The sequence below is a fragment of the Burkholderia sp. Tr-20390 genome (assembly GCF_017104595.1).
Classification (GTDB): Bacteria; Pseudomonadota; Gammaproteobacteria; order Burkholderiales; family Burkholderiaceae; genus Burkholderia.
The window spans coordinates 14,234-38,010 of record NZ_JAAGPC010000029.1; the positions used below are offsets into that span (position 1 = coordinate 14,234).

16 protein-coding genes are annotated in these 23,777 nt (G+C 59.8%); 1 reads left to right on the forward strand and 15 read right to left on the reverse strand.

Annotated features, from left to right (window positions below):
- Positions 1–21 precede the first annotated feature (21 nt).
- The gene (locus G3N98_RS11260; RefSeq protein WP_175238922.1) at positions 22–1,350 is read right to left on the reverse strand and encodes a dicarboxylate/amino acid:cation symporter; all 1,329 of its coding nucleotides are present in this window, start codon (positions 1,348–1,350) and stop codon (positions 22–24) included.
- Between the two features lie 234 nt (positions 1,351–1,584).
- Positions 1,585–3,342, reverse strand: a complete 1,758-nt coding sequence (gene ggt, locus G3N98_RS11265) for a gamma-glutamyltransferase (protein WP_206148208.1) — start codon at positions 3,340–3,342, stop codon at positions 1,585–1,587.
- Positions 3,343–3,706: 364 nt separating this feature from the next.
- Between ggt and G3N98_RS11270 the strand changes: the two genes are divergently transcribed.
- Entirely contained in the window at positions 3,707–4,585 is an 879-nt protein-coding gene (locus G3N98_RS11270) for a MurR/RpiR family transcriptional regulator (protein ID WP_206148239.1), read from the forward strand.
- Between the two features lie 107 nt (positions 4,586–4,692).
- Here G3N98_RS11270 and tssJ read toward each other — a convergent pair whose 3' ends face one another.
- The 13 genes from tssJ to G3N98_RS11335 all read right to left on the reverse strand — a co-directional run bounded on the left by tssJ (position 4,693) and on the right by G3N98_RS11335 (position 23,705).
- A complete protein-coding gene (gene tssJ, locus G3N98_RS11275) occupies positions 4,693–5,202 on the reverse strand; it encodes a type VI secretion system lipoprotein TssJ (RefSeq protein ID WP_241025863.1) in 510 nt (169 codons plus the stop codon).
- A 17-nt stretch (positions 5,203–5,219) separates the two neighbouring features.
- The gene (gene tssF / locus G3N98_RS11280) at positions 5,220–7,070 is read right to left on the reverse strand and encodes a type VI secretion system baseplate subunit TssF (RefSeq protein WP_206148210.1); all 1,851 of its coding nucleotides are present in this window, start codon (positions 7,068–7,070) and stop codon (positions 5,220–5,222) included.
- Positions 7,067–10,606, reverse strand: a complete 3,540-nt coding sequence (locus G3N98_RS11285; RefSeq protein WP_206148211.1) for an ImcF-related family protein — start codon at positions 10,604–10,606, stop codon at positions 7,067–7,069. The genes tssF and G3N98_RS11285 overlap by 4 nt, the downstream gene beginning before the upstream one ends.
- Entirely contained in the window at positions 10,572–11,894 is a 1,323-nt protein-coding gene (locus tag G3N98_RS11290) for a hypothetical protein (RefSeq protein WP_206148212.1), read from the reverse strand. Before G3N98_RS11290 ends, G3N98_RS11285 begins: the two co-directional genes overlap by 35 nt.
- Positions 11,894–12,160: a PAAR domain-containing protein gene (locus tag G3N98_RS11295; protein ID WP_175842382.1), complete on the reverse strand. Its 267-nt coding sequence runs from the start codon at positions 12,158–12,160 to the stop codon at positions 11,894–11,896. The genes G3N98_RS11290 and G3N98_RS11295 overlap by 1 nt, the downstream gene beginning before the upstream one ends.
- A gap of 28 nt (positions 12,161–12,188) precedes the next feature.
- On the reverse strand, positions 12,189–12,650 hold the full coding sequence (locus tag G3N98_RS11300; protein ID WP_206148213.1) for a hypothetical protein: 462 nt from the start codon (positions 12,648–12,650) through the stop codon (positions 12,189–12,191).
- A 267-nt stretch (positions 12,651–12,917) separates the two neighbouring features.
- Positions 12,918–13,421 carry a hypothetical protein gene (locus G3N98_RS11305; RefSeq protein WP_206148214.1) on the reverse strand — a complete coding sequence of 168 codons (504 nt, stop codon included), beginning with the start codon at positions 13,419–13,421 and terminating at the stop codon, positions 12,918–12,920.
- A gap of 337 nt (positions 13,422–13,758) precedes the next feature.
- Complete coding sequence (locus tag G3N98_RS11310) at positions 13,759–14,166, reverse strand: hypothetical protein (protein WP_241025864.1); 408 nt, start codon at positions 14,164–14,166, stop codon at positions 13,759–13,761.
- Positions 14,167–14,769: 603 nt separating this feature from the next.
- Entirely contained in the window at positions 14,770–15,243 is a 474-nt protein-coding gene (locus tag G3N98_RS11315) for a hypothetical protein (RefSeq protein ID WP_206148215.1), read from the reverse strand.
- On the reverse strand, positions 15,240–17,486 hold the full coding sequence (locus G3N98_RS11320) for a peptidase M23 (RefSeq protein ID WP_206148216.1): 2,247 nt from the start codon (positions 17,484–17,486) through the stop codon (positions 15,240–15,242). Before G3N98_RS11320 ends, G3N98_RS11315 begins: the two co-directional genes overlap by 4 nt.
- A 5-nt stretch (positions 17,487–17,491) precedes the next feature.
- The gene (locus G3N98_RS11325; RefSeq protein WP_206148217.1) at positions 17,492–19,843 is read right to left on the reverse strand and encodes a type VI secretion system tip protein VgrG; all 2,352 of its coding nucleotides are present in this window, start codon (positions 19,841–19,843) and stop codon (positions 17,492–17,494) included.
- Positions 19,844–20,592: 749 nt separating this feature from the next.
- Positions 20,593–21,939: a nitrate/sulfonate/bicarbonate ABC transporter ATP-binding protein gene (locus G3N98_RS11330; RefSeq protein ID WP_206148218.1), complete on the reverse strand. Its 1,347-nt coding sequence runs from the start codon at positions 21,937–21,939 to the stop codon at positions 20,593–20,595.
- Between the two features lie 11 nt (positions 21,940–21,950).
- Positions 21,951–23,705, reverse strand: coding sequence for an ABC transporter permease subunit (locus tag G3N98_RS11335; protein ID WP_206148219.1), 1,755 nt, complete (start codon positions 23,703–23,705; stop codon positions 21,951–21,953).
- Between the last annotated feature and the right edge of the window lie 72 nt (positions 23,706–23,777).

Genomic DNA, 23,777 nt, shown 5'->3' on the forward strand with positions numbered 1-23,777 from the left:
GATTCGACCCGGGGCCCCGCTTCAGCCAGAGGTGACGCGATCCGTATCGCGAACCGCCTCGTTCATGCGTGCTTCGGCTTCCGCATCCAGCCGTGCCGCATTCGCTTCGGCTTCTGCTTCTGGCATCAGCTCGCCTTCCCATTTCGCGACCACCGCGCTGGCGATCGAGTTGCCCACCGCGTTCGTGGCCGAACGGCCCATGTCGAGGAACGTATCGACGCCCAGAATCAGCAGCAGCCCGGCTTCCGGAATGTTGAACTGGTGCAGCGTCGCGGCGATCACGACGAGCGACGCGCGCGGCACGCCGGCCATGCCTTTCGACGTCAGCATCAGGATCAGCAGCATCGTGACCTGCGTGCCGAGCGACAGGTGAATGCCGTAGGCCTGCGCGATGAACAGCGACGCGAACGTGCAGTACATCATCGAGCCGTCGAGGTTGAACGAATACCCCATCGGCATCACGAAGCTCGAGATCTTGCGGCGTACGCCGAAACGGTCGAGCGCATCGAGGATCTTCGGATACGCGGCTTCCGAGCTCGCGGTCGCGAACGACAGCATGAACGCTTCCTTGATCAGCACCAGCAGCTTGAACACGCGGCGGCCGAGGAACAGCAGGCCGGCCGCGACGAGCGTGCCCCACAGCAGGAACAGGCTCAGGTAGAAGTCGCCCATGAACACCGCGAACTTCAGCAGGATCGACAGCCCGTTGATCGCGACGGTCGACGCCATCGCCGCCAGCACCGCGAGCGGCGCGAGCTTCATCACGTAGCCGGTGATCTTCAGCATCACGTGCGCGAGCTGGTCGATCGCCGCGACGAGAATCTTGCCGCGTTCGCCGAGCGACGCGAGCGCCACGCCGAAGAACATCGAGAACACGACGATCTGCAGGATCTCGTTGTTCGCCATCGCCTCGGCGATCGATTTCGGCACCATGTGGCCGACGAAATCCTTCAGCGTGAACTTGGACGTCGCGAGATGCGCGGACGCGCCGATATCCGGCAGCGGCAAACCGAGGTTCTCGCCCGGGCGCAGCAGGTTCGCCATCAGCAGGCCGAGCAGCAGCGAGATCAGCGACGCGGTGAAGAACCAGCCGAGCGCCTTCACGAACACGCGGCCCACCGACGACGCGTCGCCCATGTGCGCGATGCCGACGACCAGCGTCGAGAACACCAGCGGGCCGATCACCATCTTGATCAGCCGCAGGAACACGTCGGACACCAGCGAGATGTAGCCGGCAATTTCCGCCGCCGACTGTTTGTCCGGCAGCTGCGTGTAGATCATGTAGCCGATCAGGATGCCGGCCGCCATCGCCAGCAGGATCCAGCCTGCCGCGGACATTCGTTTGTTCATATCGAAATTGGACGCACGGGAAGAAGTTGACGGATGAAAGGCGCGCACGCCTGTGCCGTGCCAGGGTGCGCGCGTGGCGAGCCGGTCGTGCCCGGTGTATCGGGCACGGTCGCCGGCGCCGGTCGCGCTCGCGGATCTCCGCGAACGACGTGCTGCCGCCGCAACGGCATTCGCGCGAGGGCGAGCGCCGTTGCGGGGCAGCGATTCAGCATGAAGCGATCAGGTCCGATCAGGTCAGTAACCGATTGCCGAGCCGGCCGGACGGCGCGGATCGTTGTAGCCGTAGATGAAGCCGACGCGCACGTTCCCGGACACGGACGAATCGTTCCCGGAACTCTGGCGGCTCGCCGCTTCGGTGCCCGCCAGGCCGACCATGATCAGCTCGGCGGCGCCCCACGGCGTCTGCTCGACCATCTTGTAGCCCATGTTGCGCAGGATCGCGAGCGTGTCGGGCGACAGGCCGTAGGTTTCGTAATAGACCTCGTCGGGCAGCCACTGGTGGTGGATGCGCGGCGCGGTGACCGCGTCCTGCGGCGTCATCCCGTAGTCGATCACGTTCAGCACCGTCTGCAGCGTGATCGTGATGATGCGCGAGCCACCCGGCGAGCCGACCACCATGAACACCTTGCCGTCCTTCTTCACGATGGTCGGCGCCATCGACGACAGCGGACGCTTGCCCGGCGCGATCGAGTTGCGCGTGCCCTGCACGAGACCGAACAGGTTCTGCGCGCCGACCTTCACGGTGAAGTCGTCCATCTCGTCGTTCAGGAAGAAGCCCGTGCCCGGCGCGATGACCACGGCGCCGAAGCGGCCGTTGACCGTATAGGTCGTCGACACCGCGTTGCCGTCGTGGTCGACGATCGAATAGTGGGTCGTCTCCGGCTTCTCGTGCACGCCGACGCCCGGCTGCACGTCGACCGACGGCGTCGCCGTATCCGAGTGGATGCTCTTGCGGATCTGCGCCGCGTAGTCCTTGCTCGTCAGCTTCGCGACCGGGTTGTCGATGAAGTTCGGGTCGCCGAGCAGCGTGTTGCGATCTTCGTATGCGTGACGCATCGCTTCGGTCATGTAGTGCACCGCCGCGGCCGAATGGTAGCCAAGCTTGCGCATGTCATACCCTTCGAGGATGTTCAGCGTCTCGCACATCGTCACGCCACCCGAGCTCGGCGGCGGAGCCGACACGAACTCGTAGCCGCGATACGTGCACGTCAGCGGCGCCATGTCCTGCGCACGGTACGACGCGAAATCCGCCGCCGTGATCAGGCCGCCGCCCTTCCTCGCCGCCGCCTCGACGATCTTCGGGATCTCGCCGTGATAGAACGCGTCGGGGCCCTGCTCCGCGATGCGCTCGAGCGTGCGCGCCAGGTCCTTCTGCACCAGGCGATCGCCCGGCTGCAGCGGCGTGCCGTCCGGACGCAGGAAGATGCGGGCCGCTTCCGGATCCTTCTTGAAGCGGTCGATCGTCGTGTCGAGGATGTCCGTATCGCCACGCGTCAGCACGAAGCCGTCGCGCGCGAGCCGGATCGCCGGCGCCATGACCTGCTTGCGGGTCAGCTTGCCGTACTTGCGCTGCGCGAGATCGAGGCCGGCAACCGTGCCCGGCACGCCCACTGCGCGATAGCCGTACAGGCTGTCGTCCGGAATGACGTTGCCCTTCGCGTCGAGATACATGTTCGCGGAAGCCGCAGCCGGCGCGGTTTCGCGGAAATTGATGAAGCGGTCGCGGCCGTCGGCCAGGTGGACGGTCATGAAACCGCCGCCGCCGATGTTGCCGCAGCACGGATTGGTCACGGCCTGCGCGTAACCGACCGCCACCGCGGCGTCCACCGCGTTGCCGCCTTCCTTCAGGATGTCGACACCGATTTGCGACGCGAAATGCTGCGACGACACGACCATGCCGTTCTTCGCTTCGACCGCGGGGTCCGATGCGGCGAACGCGCACACGCTCATGGCCGACAACAGGGTGAGTACTACGACTACGAGCCGCCTCATGACGGGATCCTCCAGACAAATAAAACCGTTGCATGCCGGAACGCGACGCCGCATCGGGGTGTGTCGACGCGTCAATCGACGCCTGTAATAAATAATACATTCCAGCGAGGCCGCGATCATAGCACTCGCTTTTTTGCGCCAAAAACTAGGGTTATCACTGAACAACGAACGAATATCCATCGAATGGGTCATTTTCCAATGTTTGTTTTATTACAATGGTGAATGAGCCGGTCCACCGTGCGATGCGTCCCTCTAATTTCGGAGCGTGCACGGCCCGCCTGACGTCGATCGGCTAACATGCGTGGAGTCACCGGCAGACACCCGTCTGCCGTTTGTTATTCAGATACGAGAGTTGGAGTGCCCGATGGGGACGAGCATCAGGGCGTTGCTGCTATCCCAGATGGATAGCTTCACGCCGTCGGAACAGAAGGTCGCGCAGGCGTTGCTGGATCGCTACCCGAGTCTCGGGCTCGGGCCGATTGCGAGCTTTGCCAAACAGGCGGAAGTGAGCGATCCGACCGTGTTTCGCTTCGTCGTCCGGATCGGCTTTCCGAATTACTCGTCGTTCCAGCAGGCGCTGTACGGCGAGATCGACACGGCGATGAATTCGCCGCTCGCGCGGATGGATGCGTTCCACTCGGCCGCGGGCATGCGCGACAGTCATTCGGCAATCTTCCAGCGGCTGTCCGAGTCGCTGGCGACCACGATCGAAGGGCTCGATGCGGCAGCGTTCGACGCCGCGGTGGCGCTGCTGGCCAATCCGGATGTGCGTGTCTTTTGCGGCGGCGGGCGTTACACGGCGCCGCTCGCGTCGCTGTTTTCGTTCACGCTGACCTACGCGCGGCCACATGTTCAGTATGTCGAACCGAATGTGAACCTCGCGTCGGTCGCGCTGGCGGACATGGGGGCCGGTGACGTGCTCGTTATTTTCGATTTTCGCCGCTATCAGCGGGACAGCATCCGGTTCGCGCAGGCCGCGCATCGGCTTGGCACGCGCGTGTTGCTGATCACCGATGAATGGCACTCGCCGATCGGCGAGTTTGCGGAGATCGTGCTGCGCATCCGGGGGCAGCCGTTCGCGATGCTGCAGACCAACGTGCCGGCGCTCGCGCTCGCCGAGGCGCTCGTGATCGGTGTGACGAACCAGCTGCCGGAGATGGCAAGGCAGCGGATGGAGAAGATCGAGCATCTCAATTCCGGGGGGAGCGAGCCGGATATCAGTCAGCGGGATTTGCCGGAGTGAGGGCTCATCGCCATTCAGGCATGGGTTTCAGCGTTCGATCGAATTTGATCAAATCCTGCAACCCATGACATTCTTGAGTTACGCCAACAATCTTCGCGATGTTGCGCTCACGGCACCAGCTCCATGCGGTTGCCCCTCACGACCAGCTTGACGGGGTCCGTCTTTTTCCACTGCGACTTCGGAATCGTCAGTTGCCACTCGGCACCGCCCTGATCACGAAAGAACCCTGCTATACCCACAATTTGCGCGTCATCCTCCATTGGCATGGACAGCCGCACCGTGGCATCAGGCGCAAGCGTGACCTCCCGACTGCCGAGCAAATCGGCACTCAGCAACACCCTGTCGTCGTCGATCAGCTCGACGTAAGCGGCACGCTCGAAAACCTTCGCATCCTTTAACTGGTAGACGCGCATCACAACCGGCAGGGACTCTCCTTGGTCGTTCTGGTTGAGTGCGGAACGGCTCTCGATGACGAGATTCATCTGCTTGATCTTAGCGACGAAAATCGCTCGCGTCACGTCGACAGTCGTCTCCTTCACCGATTGCCACGTGCCACAGCCGGCCAACACCCCTGCCGTAAGCGCAACGGCGCTCGCCAAACGAACGCTTCGCATCATCCGATATGTTCGTGGTGTCACAACCAATCTCCCGTTTTGATCGAGCCTGGATAGCGCCGGATCGGCCCACCCACACCTTCATACAGAACGAGCCGCACCGCAAAATGGAAACTCGCGTAGCGGCCTACGAAGCGGCTGAGTACGTCCCCGAACAGCGCAACGTCGCCCGGTCCGGCGAAACCCGCCGGCTCGATACCCACGTTCACATTCACGATGCGGTCGACACGCGCGCCTGCCAGTTCCGTTTCCTCGTCGAGCCAGACGTAATGAATCGCCTCGATACGGCGCCGGTTATCGTCCTGTCGCGTCCAGTCGTACAACGACAGTGCGCCGCGCAGCACGTTCGCGTCCATCATGTTCAGCTCGGTTGTGCCAGCACCATTGAAATGAGAAATCACGTGCCAGTGATAGTCGCCGCCGCGTGGGGGATACAGCGGCATCGTCGGGGCAGTCAGATTGCGCACGCGTTCGACACCGTTGAAATTCGAAGCAGGCGTGTTGATCATCGATTCACGCAGCGCCATCCGCGGCAAGCGCCCGTTGTTTGCCAACACCCGAACCGTTACGTACGCATCCGGCAAGCTGCCGGGTTCGTCCCAGAGATGCCCGCCCAACGTCACGACCATCTCGCGCCGGCCCGTCACGCCCGGCCGAACCAATGAGTGGTAGTACCGATCCGGCGACTCGTATCGGATCATCCCGCCCCGGTGCCGGAATTCCTTGATCGATTGATAGGTGTATTGCCTGGCGGTGCGTGGATCGTTCGCCACTACCGACAGTACGTCGTAGGGCTCGACGTGCTCGCCCGCTGACGCCGGGGCGCATACCGGATAGTCGCGGTCGTGAACGTTGGGTCGGATTGCTTGCGCATCCAGTTCGAACAGATTGATCACCGGCGTGCAGAATAGCCGGATGTTGTCCGCGCCGAACGTGACGTCACCAGGTATCCGATCACGGATCACGATATCGAATTCAAGGCGCGTTTCGCCAGGTGGCACACTGGCCGCGTCGAAACCGCACAAGTCGACGAAGTGAAACTTCTCGGGAAACGAGAAATATTCGAGCATCGTCTGCTCGCGGTCGAGATTGGCGTCGCGCTCATCGAGATCGATCGGCCACAGTCGCGCCTGCGTGCCGAAGCCAGCCGCCTCGATAGACATTCCCGGCCCTGGTTGCAACTGGCCGTCGAGTATGCGCGGCATGCGCACGCCGATCGACTCGACCTGGCGCGTAAAAACGCCGTACAGCGCCGATGCAGTCGGTCGGTCGCCATGCAGGTATAGCCGGATACGCGACAGGTCGTCCAGCAACCGCTGCTCGCGGTGCAGCAGGTCAAACGCGAGCCGGATCACCGTACGACCGTCCTCGCGCATGCGCGCGCCCGCGTCGCGCACGGCGAGCGGAAGCAGGCGTATCGCCTGAGTGGTTCGATAAACACATATCGTCCCGCCCGGTCCAACCGGTGTCGAACGTACCTGCAACCCCGGCGGCAACGTATCGAGAATCCGCGCCTCGCCGGTGCGCGGCAGGCACTCGAGGATTGCCAGCGACGGAATCGTGCGGCCGGCATGTGGCCACAGGTGATCGACCAGCGGATCGGTGATCTCCGGTAGCGCGTCGTCGAGCTTCATTCGCAGCCGGCTCGTGAGGAACGCGAAACCCTCGTAAGTCTGCTCGACACTATCGTGGCGCGCGCCGAGCATCGCCATCCCCACACGGCGCGCGACATGCGGCTGGGATTTCGCAAACTCCCTCCCCGCTTCGCGCAGGTAACGCATCTCCGCATCGAAGTAGCGCAGGCACGGATCGTCGTCCGCACCGAAACCGCCCCCCTCAGGCATCATCGGTTCGTTTTTTTCTTCACTCATGGTTGGAGATCCGGTGGCAGCGGTGGCAGGAGCGACATCTTCGAAGCGGCGCTCGCCTTGCCGACGACGAAAATTCGATCAGGCATGCGGAATCCGCGTAGTTTCAGCAGGTCGACCGGCCCTGCACCGATCTGCGTGCGCAACACATACGACAGCGGCTCATCGCTCCCGGCATTCCACGTGAGCCGATAACGCGTGCTATCGAGCCGCTTGATGTCGGCCTTGCTCAGCAGCCGCAGGAACGCCCAATCTCCAGTCGAATCGAACGCCTGCTGCGGGCCCGCATTCAGCGTTTGCCATGTGAGCCGCGCGTGCCCGTTCAGGCCGTTGCCGGGCCACGCCAATGGCGCCCAACGCTCCTGCTGATTGAAATAGACGATCTGCTTGCCGTCGACCGACAGTTCCGAGCGGGTCACCTTCGGCGTCGGCAGCGCCATCATCTCGAATTTCGCCCCCGCATCGCCTTGCAGGTAGAGTTGCGCGCCAACCGCCGACAACTGCCTGACTGCGCTCAGGAATGCCGGGTCGAACTGCACCGCCTGCGGCGCCAGTTCACTAGGCGCCCAACGGTCGCCCTCGGGTTTCATTACACCGGCCAGTTGGGTCGCGACAAAGCGCGAAATCAATCCTGTATCGGGTCGCACATAGCGTCCAAGTTCCGCGAAGGACGCATCGGCCTGCGTATCGAAGAATGGATAGCGGCCGCTCATCGCCGCGTTGAATGGCGCTGCAACACTCGCTCGCCAAGCGTCATTCAGACTCGCTGCGGCCGGTTGCAGGATCGTCTGCCATGCGGCCTCGAGCGGCTGCGCAAACATCGCATCGCCGAACCCTGCCCATGCCGTACCCAGGCTTGCGGCAGTGAGTGCCGCGTCATCGCGTGCCTGGGACAATTCCGACAACTTGCCTTGGAACACTGCCTGCGCGAGCGTGCGCGCCATTGCCTGCGCGTCAGGACTGCTCGCGATCTGTTGCAGCTTCAGCCGCATCATCGTGACCGCCGTCAGGTAACGCGACAGGCTCACGCCGCTTAGCGCGATGTTGGCTGGTGCGCTGCCCTTCCCATTTGCAGCGGCAGGTGACGCGTTCGTGTCGCCCGTCAGCACCAGCAGTGGCCCAAACGGCTTGTCGAGCGGGTAGACGACGGTCGATGCGTCCTCGTCGGTCCCGATCAGATTCTGCGCCTTTCTAACCAGCGTATCGGCCAGCGCCTGCGAAGGCCGCCCCGCCTGCGCCTGATATCGCACGGATTTCATCAATGCGATCAACGGCGAAGTCTGTGCATCCGCCAGTCGAGAAAGCTGTTCTATCGCGCCACTGAGATTGGATGTCGGTTGCCACTGCATACTGTTGAGCATGCGCTGCCATGCGGCCGTGTACTCGCCGAAATAGCGTGCCGTCAATCGCTGTTTCAGTTCCTCGCCTGCACGTTTCTCGTCCACGATCGTCGTGGTCTGGATCGCACCGTGCGCGAGCGGGTTGCCGGTTGTCTGCCGCGGCTGTTTGCCGGTCAGCACCCAATCGCTGCTGAGCTGGCGCTCGCCGGCAGCCTTGTCGATCGCCGTGGCGATCATGCCGTCCCACGCCGCACGCGTATAGATTCCGGGTACGGTCTGCGACGCCACGAACATCCCTCGCGCATCGGCGCCATTCAGGAGCGTTTCAAGCGACACGTCGGCGTATTTGTTCTTGACGTCGTCGAGGATGCGTTGGTACACCATGTCGTCCGCCGACGCGAGCCCAATCTGCGTGACCAGCATGTTGCGAGTTGCTGTCACGAGTTGATCGTCCGTCTCAATTCGCCATTCGGGATGCGCTTTCAGGTGATCGGCGTAAAACCCTGCGAGCCGTCGGCCGGTATCGTCACGCTCACCCAGCGGCATCTCCACGGGGCGCGACCAAAGTGCCACGAGCAAGCGCTTCAGAAACGCTGAATCGGCCCGCGACGGATCGCCGAGCATCAGGTAGGTCTTGAGCGCGTTGTAGGTGCTGCCCCGCGTGTCCTGCGATTGAAGGCTGTCGGCTCGCGCCTGATCCGCGGCCTGCAACAGCTTGCCGATCGTTTGCACGACAGGCGTCTGCAGGTTGCGGGTCGCCGCGACCTGATACGGTTGCCAGAGACCGTCAAGGATATCGTCATTACGCGACAAACCCGCCCGCAGGTACCACGGTACGCCATGCTGCTGCCGGTATTCGAGCGTTTCCATCACCTGTTGCAGCGCCAGTTGCGCGCGCCATGCGGCGGCCGTCTGCGGCCGCGCATCGACCGCCGCGCTCGCTGCTGCCCGCGCATCTCGCATGAGCCGCTGGTTGGCGATGAACGACACGGACATCCATACGCACCACGCGATGGCCGCAACGATCAAGCACATCGCCAGCGCGTTCGGCCAGTAGAATCCCACTCGCCGGCCAATGCGCCTCCGACTGGCGATTGCGTGCCATGCTGGCAGCAGAGCGGCCGGTTGCGGCGGGAGCTCGATCGGGACGTTCGGAACTGTCGCGCTCCCGTCCACGGTGACCGGCACCGGCGTCGGCATTGCCACCGTTGTCGCAAATACGGGTGCGAACATCACGCCCGCCAGCGGTGTGCGCAGCCAGGGTGAACCAAGGAGCGTTTGCCAACTGGCGACGATATCTTCGCGCTGCTTCCCGATGTATTGTGAGATTTCGGCCAGGCAGGTGATGCGTTTGGGCGCTGTGCACAGGCGAACGCCTGCATCCGCCGTCCCACGCTCGATCTCGGCAAGCTGATCGCGTAATGCCTGCGCCGGCTGCCCGCCCTTGTACGCCAGCCCGGGAAATGCGCCGATCGCCTCGAACGTTTCGGGTCGATCGCCGTGCGCGGGCACTGCGTGCAGGAGCGCGACAGGCGCGGCGCAGCCGATGTCGGTCACAAGCGCGGCGAGTGCGCGCGGCAGTTCGGTATCGCGATCGTCCGAATGCGTAACCTGCACAATGCTGTCGACCGGCCGCCGGCCCCGCAGCTTACGGATTTGTCGGCGCCATGCGCCAGCCTCGATGCCGTCCGGTGCCACGTGCACGAGAATCGCGTTGCCGACGGCTATCGCGCCCGCTCGCTTCAGGCCCGGCGCGACCTGGTCGATCAATGTATCCGCGCCGCTCACCATCAGCCACGGCAATCGGTATCGCCAGAGCCTGCCCCGCGAGGCGCGTAGTTCCTCGGCCACGCGTTGCAGACGGACGTCGAATTTCAACGACTTCTGCGCCTTCGTCGCGTCGCCGATATCCCTGCGAAACGTCCGTCCGGAAATGGTGTATGCACCGATAAAAAACAGGCAAAGATGCATGGCGACGAAGACAATCAGCGCGATGACGATGACGATCACCACTTGCATGCGTGCCACACCGGGCGCGAGATCGAACAGGTCGCCCCGGCTCCATACGAGGCCAATTGCGCACGCCGCGACAATCAGCGCGGCGACAATCACGCCCCAGAGTGCGAGGCGTCCGGAGGGCGCAGACGCCGCAGCGGGTGCTGCGTCAAGCGATCGCAAGGTCAGTTTCGGATCGGTCATGCTGAGCGTGTCCAGGCAATGAAGAATCCTTCCCGCGTGGACCGGGAAGCACATGAATGACGGCGGACTGCACGCCATCGATGATCAGTTGTGGCGCATCCACAGCACCACATTCGGTAGCGGCTGCGACGGACAGCCATCCGCTCGCGCTGCCAAAATCGCCCACGATGTAGGCGAGGTCACATTGGGCCTCGCTGTTCGCAAGCGCCTCCAGGTTCGCGATGCGCAGCCCCTGATTGCAACGCTTGACGGCACGCGTGACCCAGGCACGCGTCACGGCAGCGACATCTGACCTGCCCCAGATCACGGCATTCGCGAAACCGTATTCGATTTCGTCGGCGTTGCCCTCGACGGGGCGATGCAGCGTCGCCATCGTGTGTACACCTTCGGGTAGAGCGTAGAAGCCGGCGTCGAGCAGCATCGCGACGCATCCCTCCGTGCTGCCGGTCGGTGGCCGCGCCTCGTGCCATGCCGTTGCGATCACGAGCAGCGGGCATGCGTCGCGGGTGTCGAGCCATGCGTCCGCGATCAGTAAACCGTGCGCAGCCGGCACGACTGACACCTCAAGCAGCGGCAAACCGGCCAATTGCAACGCGTCGTACATTTCCTGCTCGCGCAAAGCTTCTTCGCCGGGTTCGGCCAGTACGCGCACTTTTGGCCAGTAGGCGGCTTCGTAGTGCGTGAGCGCGTGGAGGCTCGCAGCAAGCGGTTCGAGCGCTTCGGCGATCCTGAGTGTGAGCTGGGTAACGGGTCGCTTTGGAGGCGTATCCGCTACGGCGTCGCTCTCCTCGGTCGGGTCGGCCACGTCGGCTTCGTCGGATCGTTCCAGCGGGTCGTCAAAGCGGCAATGCTCAACGACACCCGCGCCCAAACGGGGCTGCTGCTGTCGCGGCAAACGCACCCCTGCATCGATCGCCTGTGCAAGCGTCTGGTCGTTCAAGGGCAAGCAATAGCCGACGCGCAGCACCCGAAGCGGCTGCTGCGCGACACGGATTCGCTCCGCCAGCCATCGGTCGCGGTGGAGGTTGCGGTGGTATGCGCGGTACCACATAGCCTCATAGCGAGCGCGCTCGATCGCGAACAGAAAGCCGAAAAAGCCGTTCGGGATACCGACAACGCAGAACCAGAACCATGGGCCGCCCGCCCGCTCACCCTTTGGCCAAATCAGCAGAGTGGTGGCCGCTCCGAGCACCGCGCAGGCCAACCAGACGCAGAACCACCACGGCCAGAAGCGCGGGCGACTCGGATAGGCGTTTGGGAGCCCCGCCTGAGAGAGGTCGACGGGCATTATTCGAAGTGGACGTTCGGCAGCGACGAGATCAACCGACAACCGCATGCGCAGCGATGGCCGTCGAGCGCGAATGGCTTGTTGTCGCGATCGGGAAACTTGTTGGCGCCTTCGTCGATAAAGGTTGGGCCATGCAGATTGCAAGTCGCCTCATCGCCCTTGCGGGCAAGCGGCATACCCATGAATGTCGTCCATGGTGAGCCACCGGTGACTTCGCCGCCGTGTTCGAGTTTGTCGCCTTGTCGGATGGGTGATTTTCTATTCATGTCGCCACTTAAATTAGATTGCCCCTCATCATTCAACAGACAATCGTGTGATACATCTTTTTGGGATATTTTTGTCCCAGTAAGTGCTGGTTAGGAGATGACTCTTTCCATCCACCTTGAGGTTGACAAATTCATCCCCACACGACGGAAATCTCTCCACAAAATCAGATGACGACGAGGAAAATGTGAAAATTCTTGCAATTTCATACACCCCCATTCCATCGTCCATATACGACACCAAAAAACCGAGTCGCCCGCTAAAATCATAGCTCCCGACTTCGAGGCTCAATGGTTTATCCGTATCGAAACTTACCTCCCCTCGCCTAACCACGTTCCCCCCAGTTAATTTCCAAACCAAATTCCTGCCATCAATACTGATCACGGCCACTTCACCTGGATATGGAGAGAGAGTTTTATATATATCTGCCGCATGCAAGAAAGGTGATGTCGCAAGCATCATCACAGCCACGAAGCCTCTGACAGCCCTCATAAACCACTCCGATCTATACAATTTTTAAATTCATCTTTAGAAGCGAAAGAATCAGTTGAAATTAGATCAACAACATCAACCCCATCGCCCGAAGCATTCACTATCAGCATGGGGCACATCTCCTCTCGCAGCGCGCACCTCACAACCATCGACGATTTATTAATCGAAAAAATCCTTCAATCCAAAAAAAATCCGTCACAAAAAAATCGTCGACAGGCAAGAAACAATAAAATGCACATCAAGCCCCACCTAAACTCACACCTTCGACTATCTATACACTTTTATCGATCTAATAATGGAATTTATCACCCCAATCTTCCTCACCGCCTGCTTGCTTATATTTCCATCAGAAGTGGGCGGCTGATCAACAATAGAAAAGACGAAGACTGTCGGATTCATATTGACATCCCCCTCCAAAACTAACGCAGCAACATAGCAAGTTGCTGGGCGCTCCCTACCCTCCGAACCACCCTTACAGAGCACATTGACAACCTCATATGCTATGAAATCGCCAATTCTTTTCTTATTCGTTGGATAAAGAAAGCCATACCCACCCTCCGAATACACAAAGGCTTCATCTGCCAACAAAGGAACTTGTCTTACGTGCTCCAGAGAGAGATCTTTATATTTAAAAAATCCATTACTCCCAGCAGCACCATCAGCAGACTTGCCATATGAACATATGGTTGCAACTACATTCAACCGACTCACATCCACACACACGGCGCCATCCGGATTGACTTGCTTGTTCTTATAAATCGGCAAATCCATCTTGACCCCATTTTAGAATGCAGAGGCAACCCAACCCAAAGCAACCCAAGAAATAGCACAATTCCGATAATATTCACATTATTCATTTCATGGATATCAACACTTTCACAATCCTCTGAGTGCGTGCAACTCTTTCACTCAGCCCCTTCAAGCTTCTTGCTCTTCGCACCGGACTCTAGGCGCATGCCACTATGCCAGCGTCGATTACTTGTCTGCCACATCCAACATCGGATAGAGATTCGCCTCAGTTTGTGCCAAAAAACCAGCTACGTGCCGAAATAGTGGTTAGTGATCAACAATGACGTTGGCGCAACATAAACAACTTTACGGACCAGAATCATTTTCCACGCACCTGGGAAGCTGGATATTTTCTCTCAAGCACCTTTCGAATAGATTCAGCATTCTTATATCCCGCACGCGTTGATCGCCCATCGCGAAAATCACACTCACATTGATCCAAGAAAGGTGCACTGGCATCACTTTGCAGTCCAGCAAAAACCACTCCCGTTCGAGGGTCACCAGTCAGCTTGTAGACATAGCCGTCGTAATAATCCCCTCCGTAATCGTAATGATTAAGGGGAGTACGCACCATAACAACGATCTCCTTATTTTTTTTATCGCGATCCGCATTCACGAAGAATACACTAGAAATTTCCGGAATCCCGTCGTCCTTTACATAACGATCAAATAGCACATCATGCAAAACTTGATTTTCATCAGAAAATATCAGATGAGCGTCAAGCATGTACGGCCTCCCACCCTTAGCATAACCAGGCACGTCGGACGTATTGATCATGAAATAAATATACACCCCCTTCATCGCAGGACCAGCGTCGATAATAGGTGACTGCAATTTATGGCCTTCGTCGGCACGAGCATTTATTGCGTCCACAATGATAACCGGAGCATCGGCCGCGTGTAATCGAGACACAGAAAGCAGAAAAAGTAATGCTATCGCGACACCGAATACATTAGCACATTGATTACCCACAACAATGAACCCTCGCGAAATTCAACTCCATAAGGCCTCTCGGCACAAAGAGAAACTCGAGTATTTCCAAGAATCCTTATTTTAAAATTAGCGCAAACAATAATTACCGACAAATTGACGTCTCAAGGCTCTTTCCACTGGAAAATTTGATACATCATTAAGTACAATGAGAGAACCACTGGCATGCGGACAATCCACCTGCACCTCCTATCAAGCGAAAGCACGCCTCGACATCAAGATCGCGCACCCTTGTCAACTTTCTTGTCAATGCGAGTCTCAATCCAGAAGTAGCCAGTCGAATCTGCAGCCACTTCACATCGCTTTGAAATAGAAAAATGCTTGATTCCCGAGCCAAAATTAATCCCCCCCACATTTCTGAGTCGCAAAATTAGGAGTATAGGTTGGATCATAAAACGTCGATTTTCGCTTGATTAAATCGATAACATCTATCCCAAGCCTACTATCGACAACCACAAACCGCCGGTTATTACTGAATAAAACGCCGTAAACTCTACTCCCATACTCCTCTCTTCGAACAAGAGTTGCCGAAGGAACCCTTAAAATGGAAAGAAGAGTTCTTTGAGGATTCCTCCTACTTATCTTTTTAGGAAATCCATAAACCATTAATAGCGAGTCGTCCATACTGAACACTCCGCCGTCAACTTCATGATCGATCTTTGACTTGCCCACTACTTTACCCGCACGCTCAATAACGATCGACCCATGACTGCTTTTTGCAGAAAATAAAGCATCGCACGACTTAATCATGGTTTCTGCTGTCGCGTTCGCAGCCAACATCATTACCGAAACGGCAAAAACGTATTGTCTCACACCCATTCCCCCAGCACTTTGCTTGCCTCAAGAGTTTCCCGCCAACGCTCGGGCGGACTTTCCTTGTCAAAAGGGTTGACAATTTTTGAAACTGCCGCCGACACCTTTTCCGTAACGCCACCGTCGGAAGCCTTCGTGACAAGATACCTGACGCAAAATAATCCGGCCGTGTCGACGGCCGCATAAGCGTCATCCCCAACGAATTCTGGATTTATAATTTCAGGGCCAGGAAGAAATTTGCCATTAATCTTTTTCTTGAACCAAGCATGGTCGTAAGAGTTTGATTTGAGCCACCCTCGATAAACCCAATACTCGGAATAATTATACCTACCTGTAAGTTGCTTAAATCCTCTGCCGCGGAACTTCACACCGTCTCCGGCGTCCGTGTTACCAAGGGACAGCTTCCCCTCGTAGCGCAAGAAGCTTTTGACATCTGCCGCCGCGGCTGGAGGAGAACGTAGATAACCACGCTCTTCCGGCATGACGGAGATGTGATTTTTTTTAATAGCGATTCCGACCGATATCGAACTTTCCCTTGGTGCCATCATATAAAATGACTCAATCGCACATTGGCCGAAAAAATGTGAACATCTAATCGAATTGCTCAATCCATACTTTCTGATTACGACATTGATGTTGGCTCGATATTTCTCTTTGTATTCTTTCCCAGTCTTCCCAACGGCCCGGTATTTTGATTCGGGGTAGATTTGGGAGAGATCGGCTTCCGAAAGCCACCCACTTCTTCTGAAATGCCGAATAAACGCAAGCGGGTGAAAAAACCACAGCCCCAGCCCCTCCGGCAGCCCCGTTCTGTCCCAGAACTGAACTTTATTCAGGTACTCCAGGAATTTCTGGTAACCCGTCTCATTACCGTGGTAGAAGCCATCCTCATCGAGCAATCTCGCATAGCGCGCCTCGTTGTTCGTGCTGTCCCATTCACTCGGCGCGTTGCAGACAAGGCTGCGCAACTGCTGTCGTATCTCCGCGTCACCATTTACATAGGCCGACAGCATTCTTGCCTTGTGATCTTCCTGTGTTTCCCCCGTCACTGCGGGTACTTCGTGCGGAGCAGCATCGTTCAGTATTGTCTTCAGTGCGTCCACATCGCACAGACCATCGCTACCGAACGGTGTATTGTCTTCGCTGATCTTCTGCCAACCCACTGGAGACAGGAAGTCCGCATCGGAAAACTTCTGAATACTTGGATCATTAATATCGATGTAGCCCGCCTTGTCTGCCGCCCAATTGACCCGCATCCACGTCGCTCGCGCATCTTCCGCCAATGTTTGAGACGGAGACAGGATGCGACCGAAACGCAGCAGTTCGTATCCGTCGCTCGGACACGATGAATAAAGCGCCGTCGCACGCTTGTACAGGTCGTACTCGTAGTCCTTTTCCTCGACGGGTTGCGGCGTGAGCAGTGTGCGGCTGCCGTCTTGCGCAACGCTCCATACCTTGGTGTATTTCGAGCCGAGGCTGAAGTAGGTCTCGACAAGCAACGGCAATGTGTTTGAGCCCTCCTGACCCGGCTTGAACTCAATCCCATGCAGTTTGCTTCGAGCATCGGCCTTCTCAGGCAAACGACGAAAGTTGCTGCCTGCCGGAATGATGAAATACGCGTGCCCCCACCAGTCCGGTCCATCCGACGGGGTGGGCGTGCTGTTCCCCAGTTGCGTTCTCCCGAAATAAGCATCGAAATCCTCCGGCAACATGAAGATTTCGAAGTGCAAATGCGGCATATCCTCATATGTGCCAAGCCACCCCACCACGTCCTTGCGCCTGACCTTCTTACCGTCCCCGGAGGCCGCCGGCGCCACCTCCCCCATGTCCACCGAACCAGTCGGCATACGCAGAAACTCCGGCATCGCCTCGGCATTCGCCCCGTGCTCCTGATACTCCGCCAGCGGCAGGAGATGCATGTACAGCGAATAGAAGGTCAGCGTACGACCTTCACCCGTCTCGGTCGTATGCTTCAGCAACACAAATCCCGCATGGCTTTTTCCGCTGTCAACGGCATGCTGGCAGACGCGATAGGCAACGACTTCCCCATCGGCAATCGCGTGCACCTTGCCCTTCGTATCGGGTTGAAGATGCACGCCACAATGCCAGCGCCGATCGTGGGCGATCGGATAAACGCCGTGATCGCATTCGAACTTGTCAACAGCGTCCATCATCGGATCAGGGTTCGCCCCCGTCGGGGCCACGAGACCGGCTTTGGGCAGAAATGGCGGGCTGATGATCATGATCGTTACCGTGTGTGGCTGTATTTGGCGCTGGGCTGGTAGTCGCTCACCGGCAGTTGCGGCAAGCTGATGGACGTATTGCGTGGCCCTTCGAACGTGAACGAGGCAGCCCTGATACGAAACTCACCCGGACAGTTAAATATGACATTGCCTTTCTCGATGGTCATCGACGCGCCGCCGCTGGCCACCATCGCCCCAGTCTTGGCGCTCACGAGCACATTCGCGCTGGCGCTCGACACATGCAATTGCTCGTCGGCGAAGAGATCCATCGACGCGCGTTGTGCCTGCAGTTCGATTTTCCCTTTCGAAAAAATCTTGATGCCGAGCTTGTGCGCGCACAGCGAGATCAAGTCACCCGCCACCATGCGCAGCCGCCTGACGACGCTCACGTCCAGGTCCTGACCTGCGGTGACGATCACGTTCTCGCCCGCCGAGTGCTGCACCGATTTCGGTGTCACGAATGCCATGCCGCCGGGTGCACTCGCGAGCAACCCCGCGTCGCGGAGCTGATTCAGGCCGTCCAACAGCGCCGCCTGCGTCGCGCGGTCCGCAGGATCGGCCTTGACCTGCGTCGCCGCAGCCGCAAGGTCCGTTACACGCTGCAATGCAGCCTTGAGTTGCGCGACAGCAGCGGGCATATCGAGGTGCGGCTTCCCGGACCCGCCTGCTGCATCTGCCGAGACGAACAACCCCTTCGGCGCACGCAGCGTGCCCCAGTCCTGCGTGGTCAGCTCGAAGCCCTCGCCGCGCTTGTTCTTCTCACTGTCGACGAGACAACCCATGTTGAGCGACGATTGCCCGAACACCGTCGCCAGGCGGATGCCCTCGTGGTCTTTCAAATCCTCGAAACGCAGCTTGTTGCCGAGCAGCGGGGAGCGGAACACAGCGCGGCTGTACCAGCCCTCCTTGCCATGCACGAGGTCCCGATGCGCATAGTCATGCAGGGCCCCAGCGATAAGCAGGCGATCGCAATTTCCGTGCGTCGCGACGACGCGTACTTCCGACCGCGGCAGCAGAGGGATGTGCAGGCCGCCTTGATACGACGCAGACGTACGCAGCAGGCGCAACGGCATGCTGTTCGTGCCGCGCTTGCCGCTGTGCCGGGTGAACAGGAGCCTGACGCGATAGCGGCCGTATTCATCCATCCACGCGTACGGCTCGTCGTCGCCGGATTCGACCACGCCGATCAGCATGCCGGTGACCCATCGCCAGTGCTTTTCAGGAACATATTCCGGCCGATAGGTCTGGTGCGCGGGAATCGCTTCGAAGGTGTTGATCACCGACTGGCTGCGGCTGCCGGTCGTGACGAGCTTCGTGATCACCATCCCGTGCGGCGCCTCCGGCACCACGTCATTGGCAATCCGCACCACCATGCCGGGCGTCATGCCAATGACGTTGCTCGTACCCGCGAGCCGCATCTGCCTCGTGAGCAGTTCGTCACGCCGCGCGTCGGCCAGCGCCTGCCCTTCTTCGACCGAGTGGAAATGCTCGATGCTGCGGTTCACGCTCCCATACACCGAGCGGTCGTCGTGGGCCACGACCGCTTCGACCTGTAGCGGATCGTCGGGTATGCGGTAGTTGTGATCCCATTCGCGCACCGTCTGTGGCACCAGGGCGCGCGCGACTTCCAGCGTCAGAATCGCGTCGTGCCAGCTCACCAGACCGGAATGCGGCAGCAATGGCACCTCGAGCGCTCGCATGTAGCCGCGCGGCGTATTGCTGAACACCAACGTGTCGCGTTGCGGGCCGTCCTCCTTCCTGGCCTGCTTGAAGTAGTAGTAGACGCCCGCGCGCCGGCAATGCCGGTCGATAAAGTTCGCGACCGTCTCCTCGTACATCACGGTTTGTTCCAACTTCCCGTCGAGCCCCTCGAGTTCGAACTCGACATCGAAGGATTGGAACAAACTGCGATCGACGATCACGTCGGCCAGCAGCTCGTGCAACGACCTGTCCAGAAATACGGCCGAATCGTGCACCTCTTCAAGCAGCGAGAGACGCGGCTTCAGGTGCAATCGATAGGTCGCCTCGTCGCGAGACGCCTTGACTCGAGTCCATTGCGTGACAACGCCGTGCACGGTACGCGCCGCATGCTGAACCGGAGCGATCATCCCCGCCATCGACGGAACGGACGCGCGTTCCTCGATCGTGAAAATCGCCGGCCGGCCGACGATCGCCGCACCGTCGATCCGTTTGTCCTTCGACGTCACGGTGATGTCCGCGAGGAATCGCGTATTCATCTCCTCGGTCAGGACGAAGGACACAACGGAGATCGGTGCATCCAGCGTCGCGATCTCCAGATGCAATGGTTGGGTAACGACCGAACCGGGGTGTTTCAGCACATCCTGAATGGTTAGCATGGCTGCTGTTGAACGAGAGGTTGTACACCGGCACGTCCGTCCACTCATGCATTCGGGGACGCAGTGCCACTACGCTCTCGCCAGTGAAGCATAGGCTCATGGAAATGAACACACACTGCCCAAGACCTGATAAGCCGTTATCTTTTACGATATTCCAGAAGATCAGCGTCGCGTTTTATTAAATTGATTTTTATACTTATCGACCTGGAACATCTCGACATCTTCCCGCTCATGGCTCCGACAGAGCCGAGTCCTCGGTGAAGCAATGGCCCCGCAAGCCTCACTGCCTCGGAGGTACGCGGCAGTCACCCTCCAGCGCCATTCCCCATCGGATAAAATCAATCTTTCAAAAAATTCGAGTTAGTGAGCACTCGACAACCATTCAATAAATCATCCTCGCAATCCACATCCCCATACGACAACGAACGATTATCCCCGCGAATAATCGAATCGAACAATGTAGAAAATTGTCACGCGATAGTTGCGATTCGAACTTGCCGTTTTTGATATGGCTAATCGAGGCCGTCAGACCGGCAGTGCGGTCAGAGAGTGGCATGACAGGTGTTGCACTCATGCCAGAATGACGCCCGGATTCGTCGCCGATCTGGTCGGCTCGCTCTTCCGTCGGCAGGCCGGAACCGTCACGGTCAAGCCCGTCGGCAACCCTGCCTGGCTATGCAGCAGGCTACGACGTGAGTGCGACATCGATAACGGACGGATGTCGCACCGCATGAATCAGCTTCCAGACTTCACGACTCGACATCCTCGAGACTGAACACCTCGGTCTTGTCGTTATACGAGAACACTTCCCCGTAACGCCCCCAGTCGATCACCGCATCGAGCGTTTCCTCGGCTGCTTCGTCGGACAGGAAATCCTCCAGTTCCTGCTCGAACCGCACGCGCGGCGCCCTATGGCCCGGGCGCTCGTTCAACACCTTCCGAATACGCGCAGCAAGCGGCACGTGCTTCAGCAAATGATCCGCGAACATCAGCTTGCGCTCCTGCGTGCCGAATTCCGCGAACACGCGTGCAGGCGGCGTGAGGAACACGTCCCCTTCCCGCACGTCCGCGAAGCCGAGGTACTGCAGCACTTCGGCGATCGGGAACAGTTCGTCGACTTCCAGATGCAGCGTACGCGCGATTTCCGGCATGTCCGCGCGGCCGTGGTACGGCGCCATCGCGAGCGTTTCGATCAGGCCGGCCATCAGGTTGGTCGACACGCGCGGCAGCCAGCTGCCGAGCTCCAGCCCCTTCTTCGTCGCCTCGTTGGTCTGGCGGGCCGTCATCTTCGCGTAGATGTCGTCGACGAGCTTGCGGAAATCGGTGTCGAGCCGGTTGCGCGGATGCTTGAACGGCACCTTGATCTCGGCGATCACACGGCCCGGGTTCGACGACAGCACGAGGATCCGGTCGCACATGAACACGGCTTCCTCGATATTGTGCGTGACGATCAGCACCGACTTGATCGGCATCCGGCCCTGTGTCCACAGATCGAGCAGGTCGGTACGCAGCGTCTCGGCGGTCAGCACGTCGAGCGCGGAGAACGGTTCGTCCATCAGCAGGATCGTCGGATCGACGACGAGCGCGCGCGCAAAGCCCACGCGCTGGCGCATGCCGCCCGACAGTTCGCGCGGATAAGCGTTCTCGAAGCCGTCGAGACCGATCAGGTCGATCGCGGCCAGCGCCCGCTCGCGCCGCTCGCGTGCGCCGACGCCGAGCGCCTCGAGGCCGGCTTCCACGTTCTGCAGCACGGTGAGCCACGGGAACAGCGCGAAGGTCTGGAACACCATCGCGACGCCTTCGGCCGGCCCGCGCAGCGGCTGGCCGAGATAGGTCACTTCACCGCCGGTCGGCTCGATCAGCCCGGCGATGATGCGCAGCAGCGTCGACTTGCCCGAGCCGGAACGGCCGAGCAGCCCGACGATCTCGCCTTCGCGCAGCGACAGGTTCGCATCGTCGAGCACGAGCAATTCGCCCTGCGACTTGTTGAAGCCGCGGTTCACATGCTCGACGCGCAGGATTTCGTCACCGAGGCGCGGCGGCTGCAGCGGCTGGGACGTCTTGGCGGGGGCGTTGATAACGGTCGAATTTTGCATCGCGCTTACTCTCAATCGAGACGGAGCCGGGATTCCGCATAGGCGTACATCGGACGCCACAGCAGACGGTTGAACAGGGTAACGAACAGGGACATCACGGCGATGCCCAGGATGATCTTCGGAAAATCGCCGGCGGCGGTGGTCTGCGCGATATACGAACCCAGGCCGTGAGCCACGACCTTCGTGTCGCCCCACTGCACGAACTCGGACACGATGCTCGCGTTCCACGCGCCGCCCGATGCGGTGATGGCGCCCGTCACGTAGTACGGGAAGATGCCGGGCAGGATCGCCTGCCGCCACCACTGCCAGCCGCGGATGCGGAAATTCTTCGTCGCTTCCTTGTAGTCGTTCGGATAGGACATCGCACCGGCGATCACGTTGAAGAGGATGTACCACTGCGTGCCGAGCACGATCAGCGGCGACAGCCAGATGTCCGCGTTCAGGTGGAAACGGACGATCACGATCACGAACACCGGGAACAGCAGGTTCGCCGGGAACGCGGCAAGGAACTGCGCGAGCGGCTGGATCTTCTCGGCCAGCGCGGGGCGCAGCCCGATCAGCACGCCGAGCGGCACCCAGACCACCGACGCGATCGCGATCAGCACCAGCACGCGCAGCAGCGTGATGAGACCGAGCACGAGCACGTGCCCGACTTCGCCCATCGTCACGCCGGTCGCGACGAACGTGACGACACGCCACACGACGTACGCCGTCAGCAGGATCACGAACGCGCCCCACACGATGTCGCCGATGCGCGACGCGCCGCGCGACGATGCACCGCGCGCACGCGTGCTCGTCAGCGACGGAAAGCGCAGCGGAATCCGCGCGGCCTGCGACAGCAGCCAGCCGGCCGGCACGAGCAGCTGATGGATCAGGTGCGTGCGGCGCATCATGTCGAGCAGCCAGGATTGCGGCGCATCGCCCGACGCGGTGTTCTCCATCCGGAACTTGTCGGCCCATGCGACCAGCGGGCGGAACAGGAACTGGTCATAGGCGAGGATCACCACCGACATCGCGACGATCACCCAGCCCACCGCGCCGAGATTCTTGTCGGAGATCGCCTGCGCGAGATAGGCGCCGATGCCCGGCAGCGTGATGGTCTGGTTGCCGACGGTGATCGCCTCCGACGCGACGACGAAGAACCAGCCGCCCGACATCGACATCATCATGTTCCAGATCAGCCCCGGCATCGAGAACGGCACCTCGAGCTTCCAGAAGCGTTGCCACGGCGTCAGGTGAAAGCCGCGCGACACTTCGCTCAGGTCGCGCGGCACCGTGCGCAGCGACTGGTAAAAGCTGAACGTCATGTTCCACGCCTGGCTCGTGAAGATCGCGAAGATCGCGGCCAGCTCCGCACCGAGCACGCGACCCGGAAACAGCGCGAGGAAGAACGTGACGGTAAACGAGATGTAGCCGAGCACCGGCACCGACTGCAGGATGTCGAGGATCGGGATCAGTACCATGCCCGCACGCCGGCTTTTCGCGGCGAGCGTGCCGTAGACGAGCGTGAAGAGGAGCGACGCGACCATCGCGGCGAGCATCCGCAGCGTGGTGCGCAACGCGTATTCGGGCAGGTTCGACGGATCGAGCGAGATCTTCTGCGTCTGCAGCACGCCGATCGGCGCCATCGTCTGGTGGAAGCCGACGATCGCCATCGCGAGTATGCCGATGATCAGCGGAAACGCGACCACGTCCCAGCGGTTGGGCAGCACGCGCCACGCGGACGCGTTGGCGGTGCGATTCGGATCGAAGAAACTGATATCCATCGGTAGCGTCTTGTGTTGAATTGAAAATCGATGGGTCCAGCCGCGTGTCGCGCGGCCGGGCGTCGCGCCCCC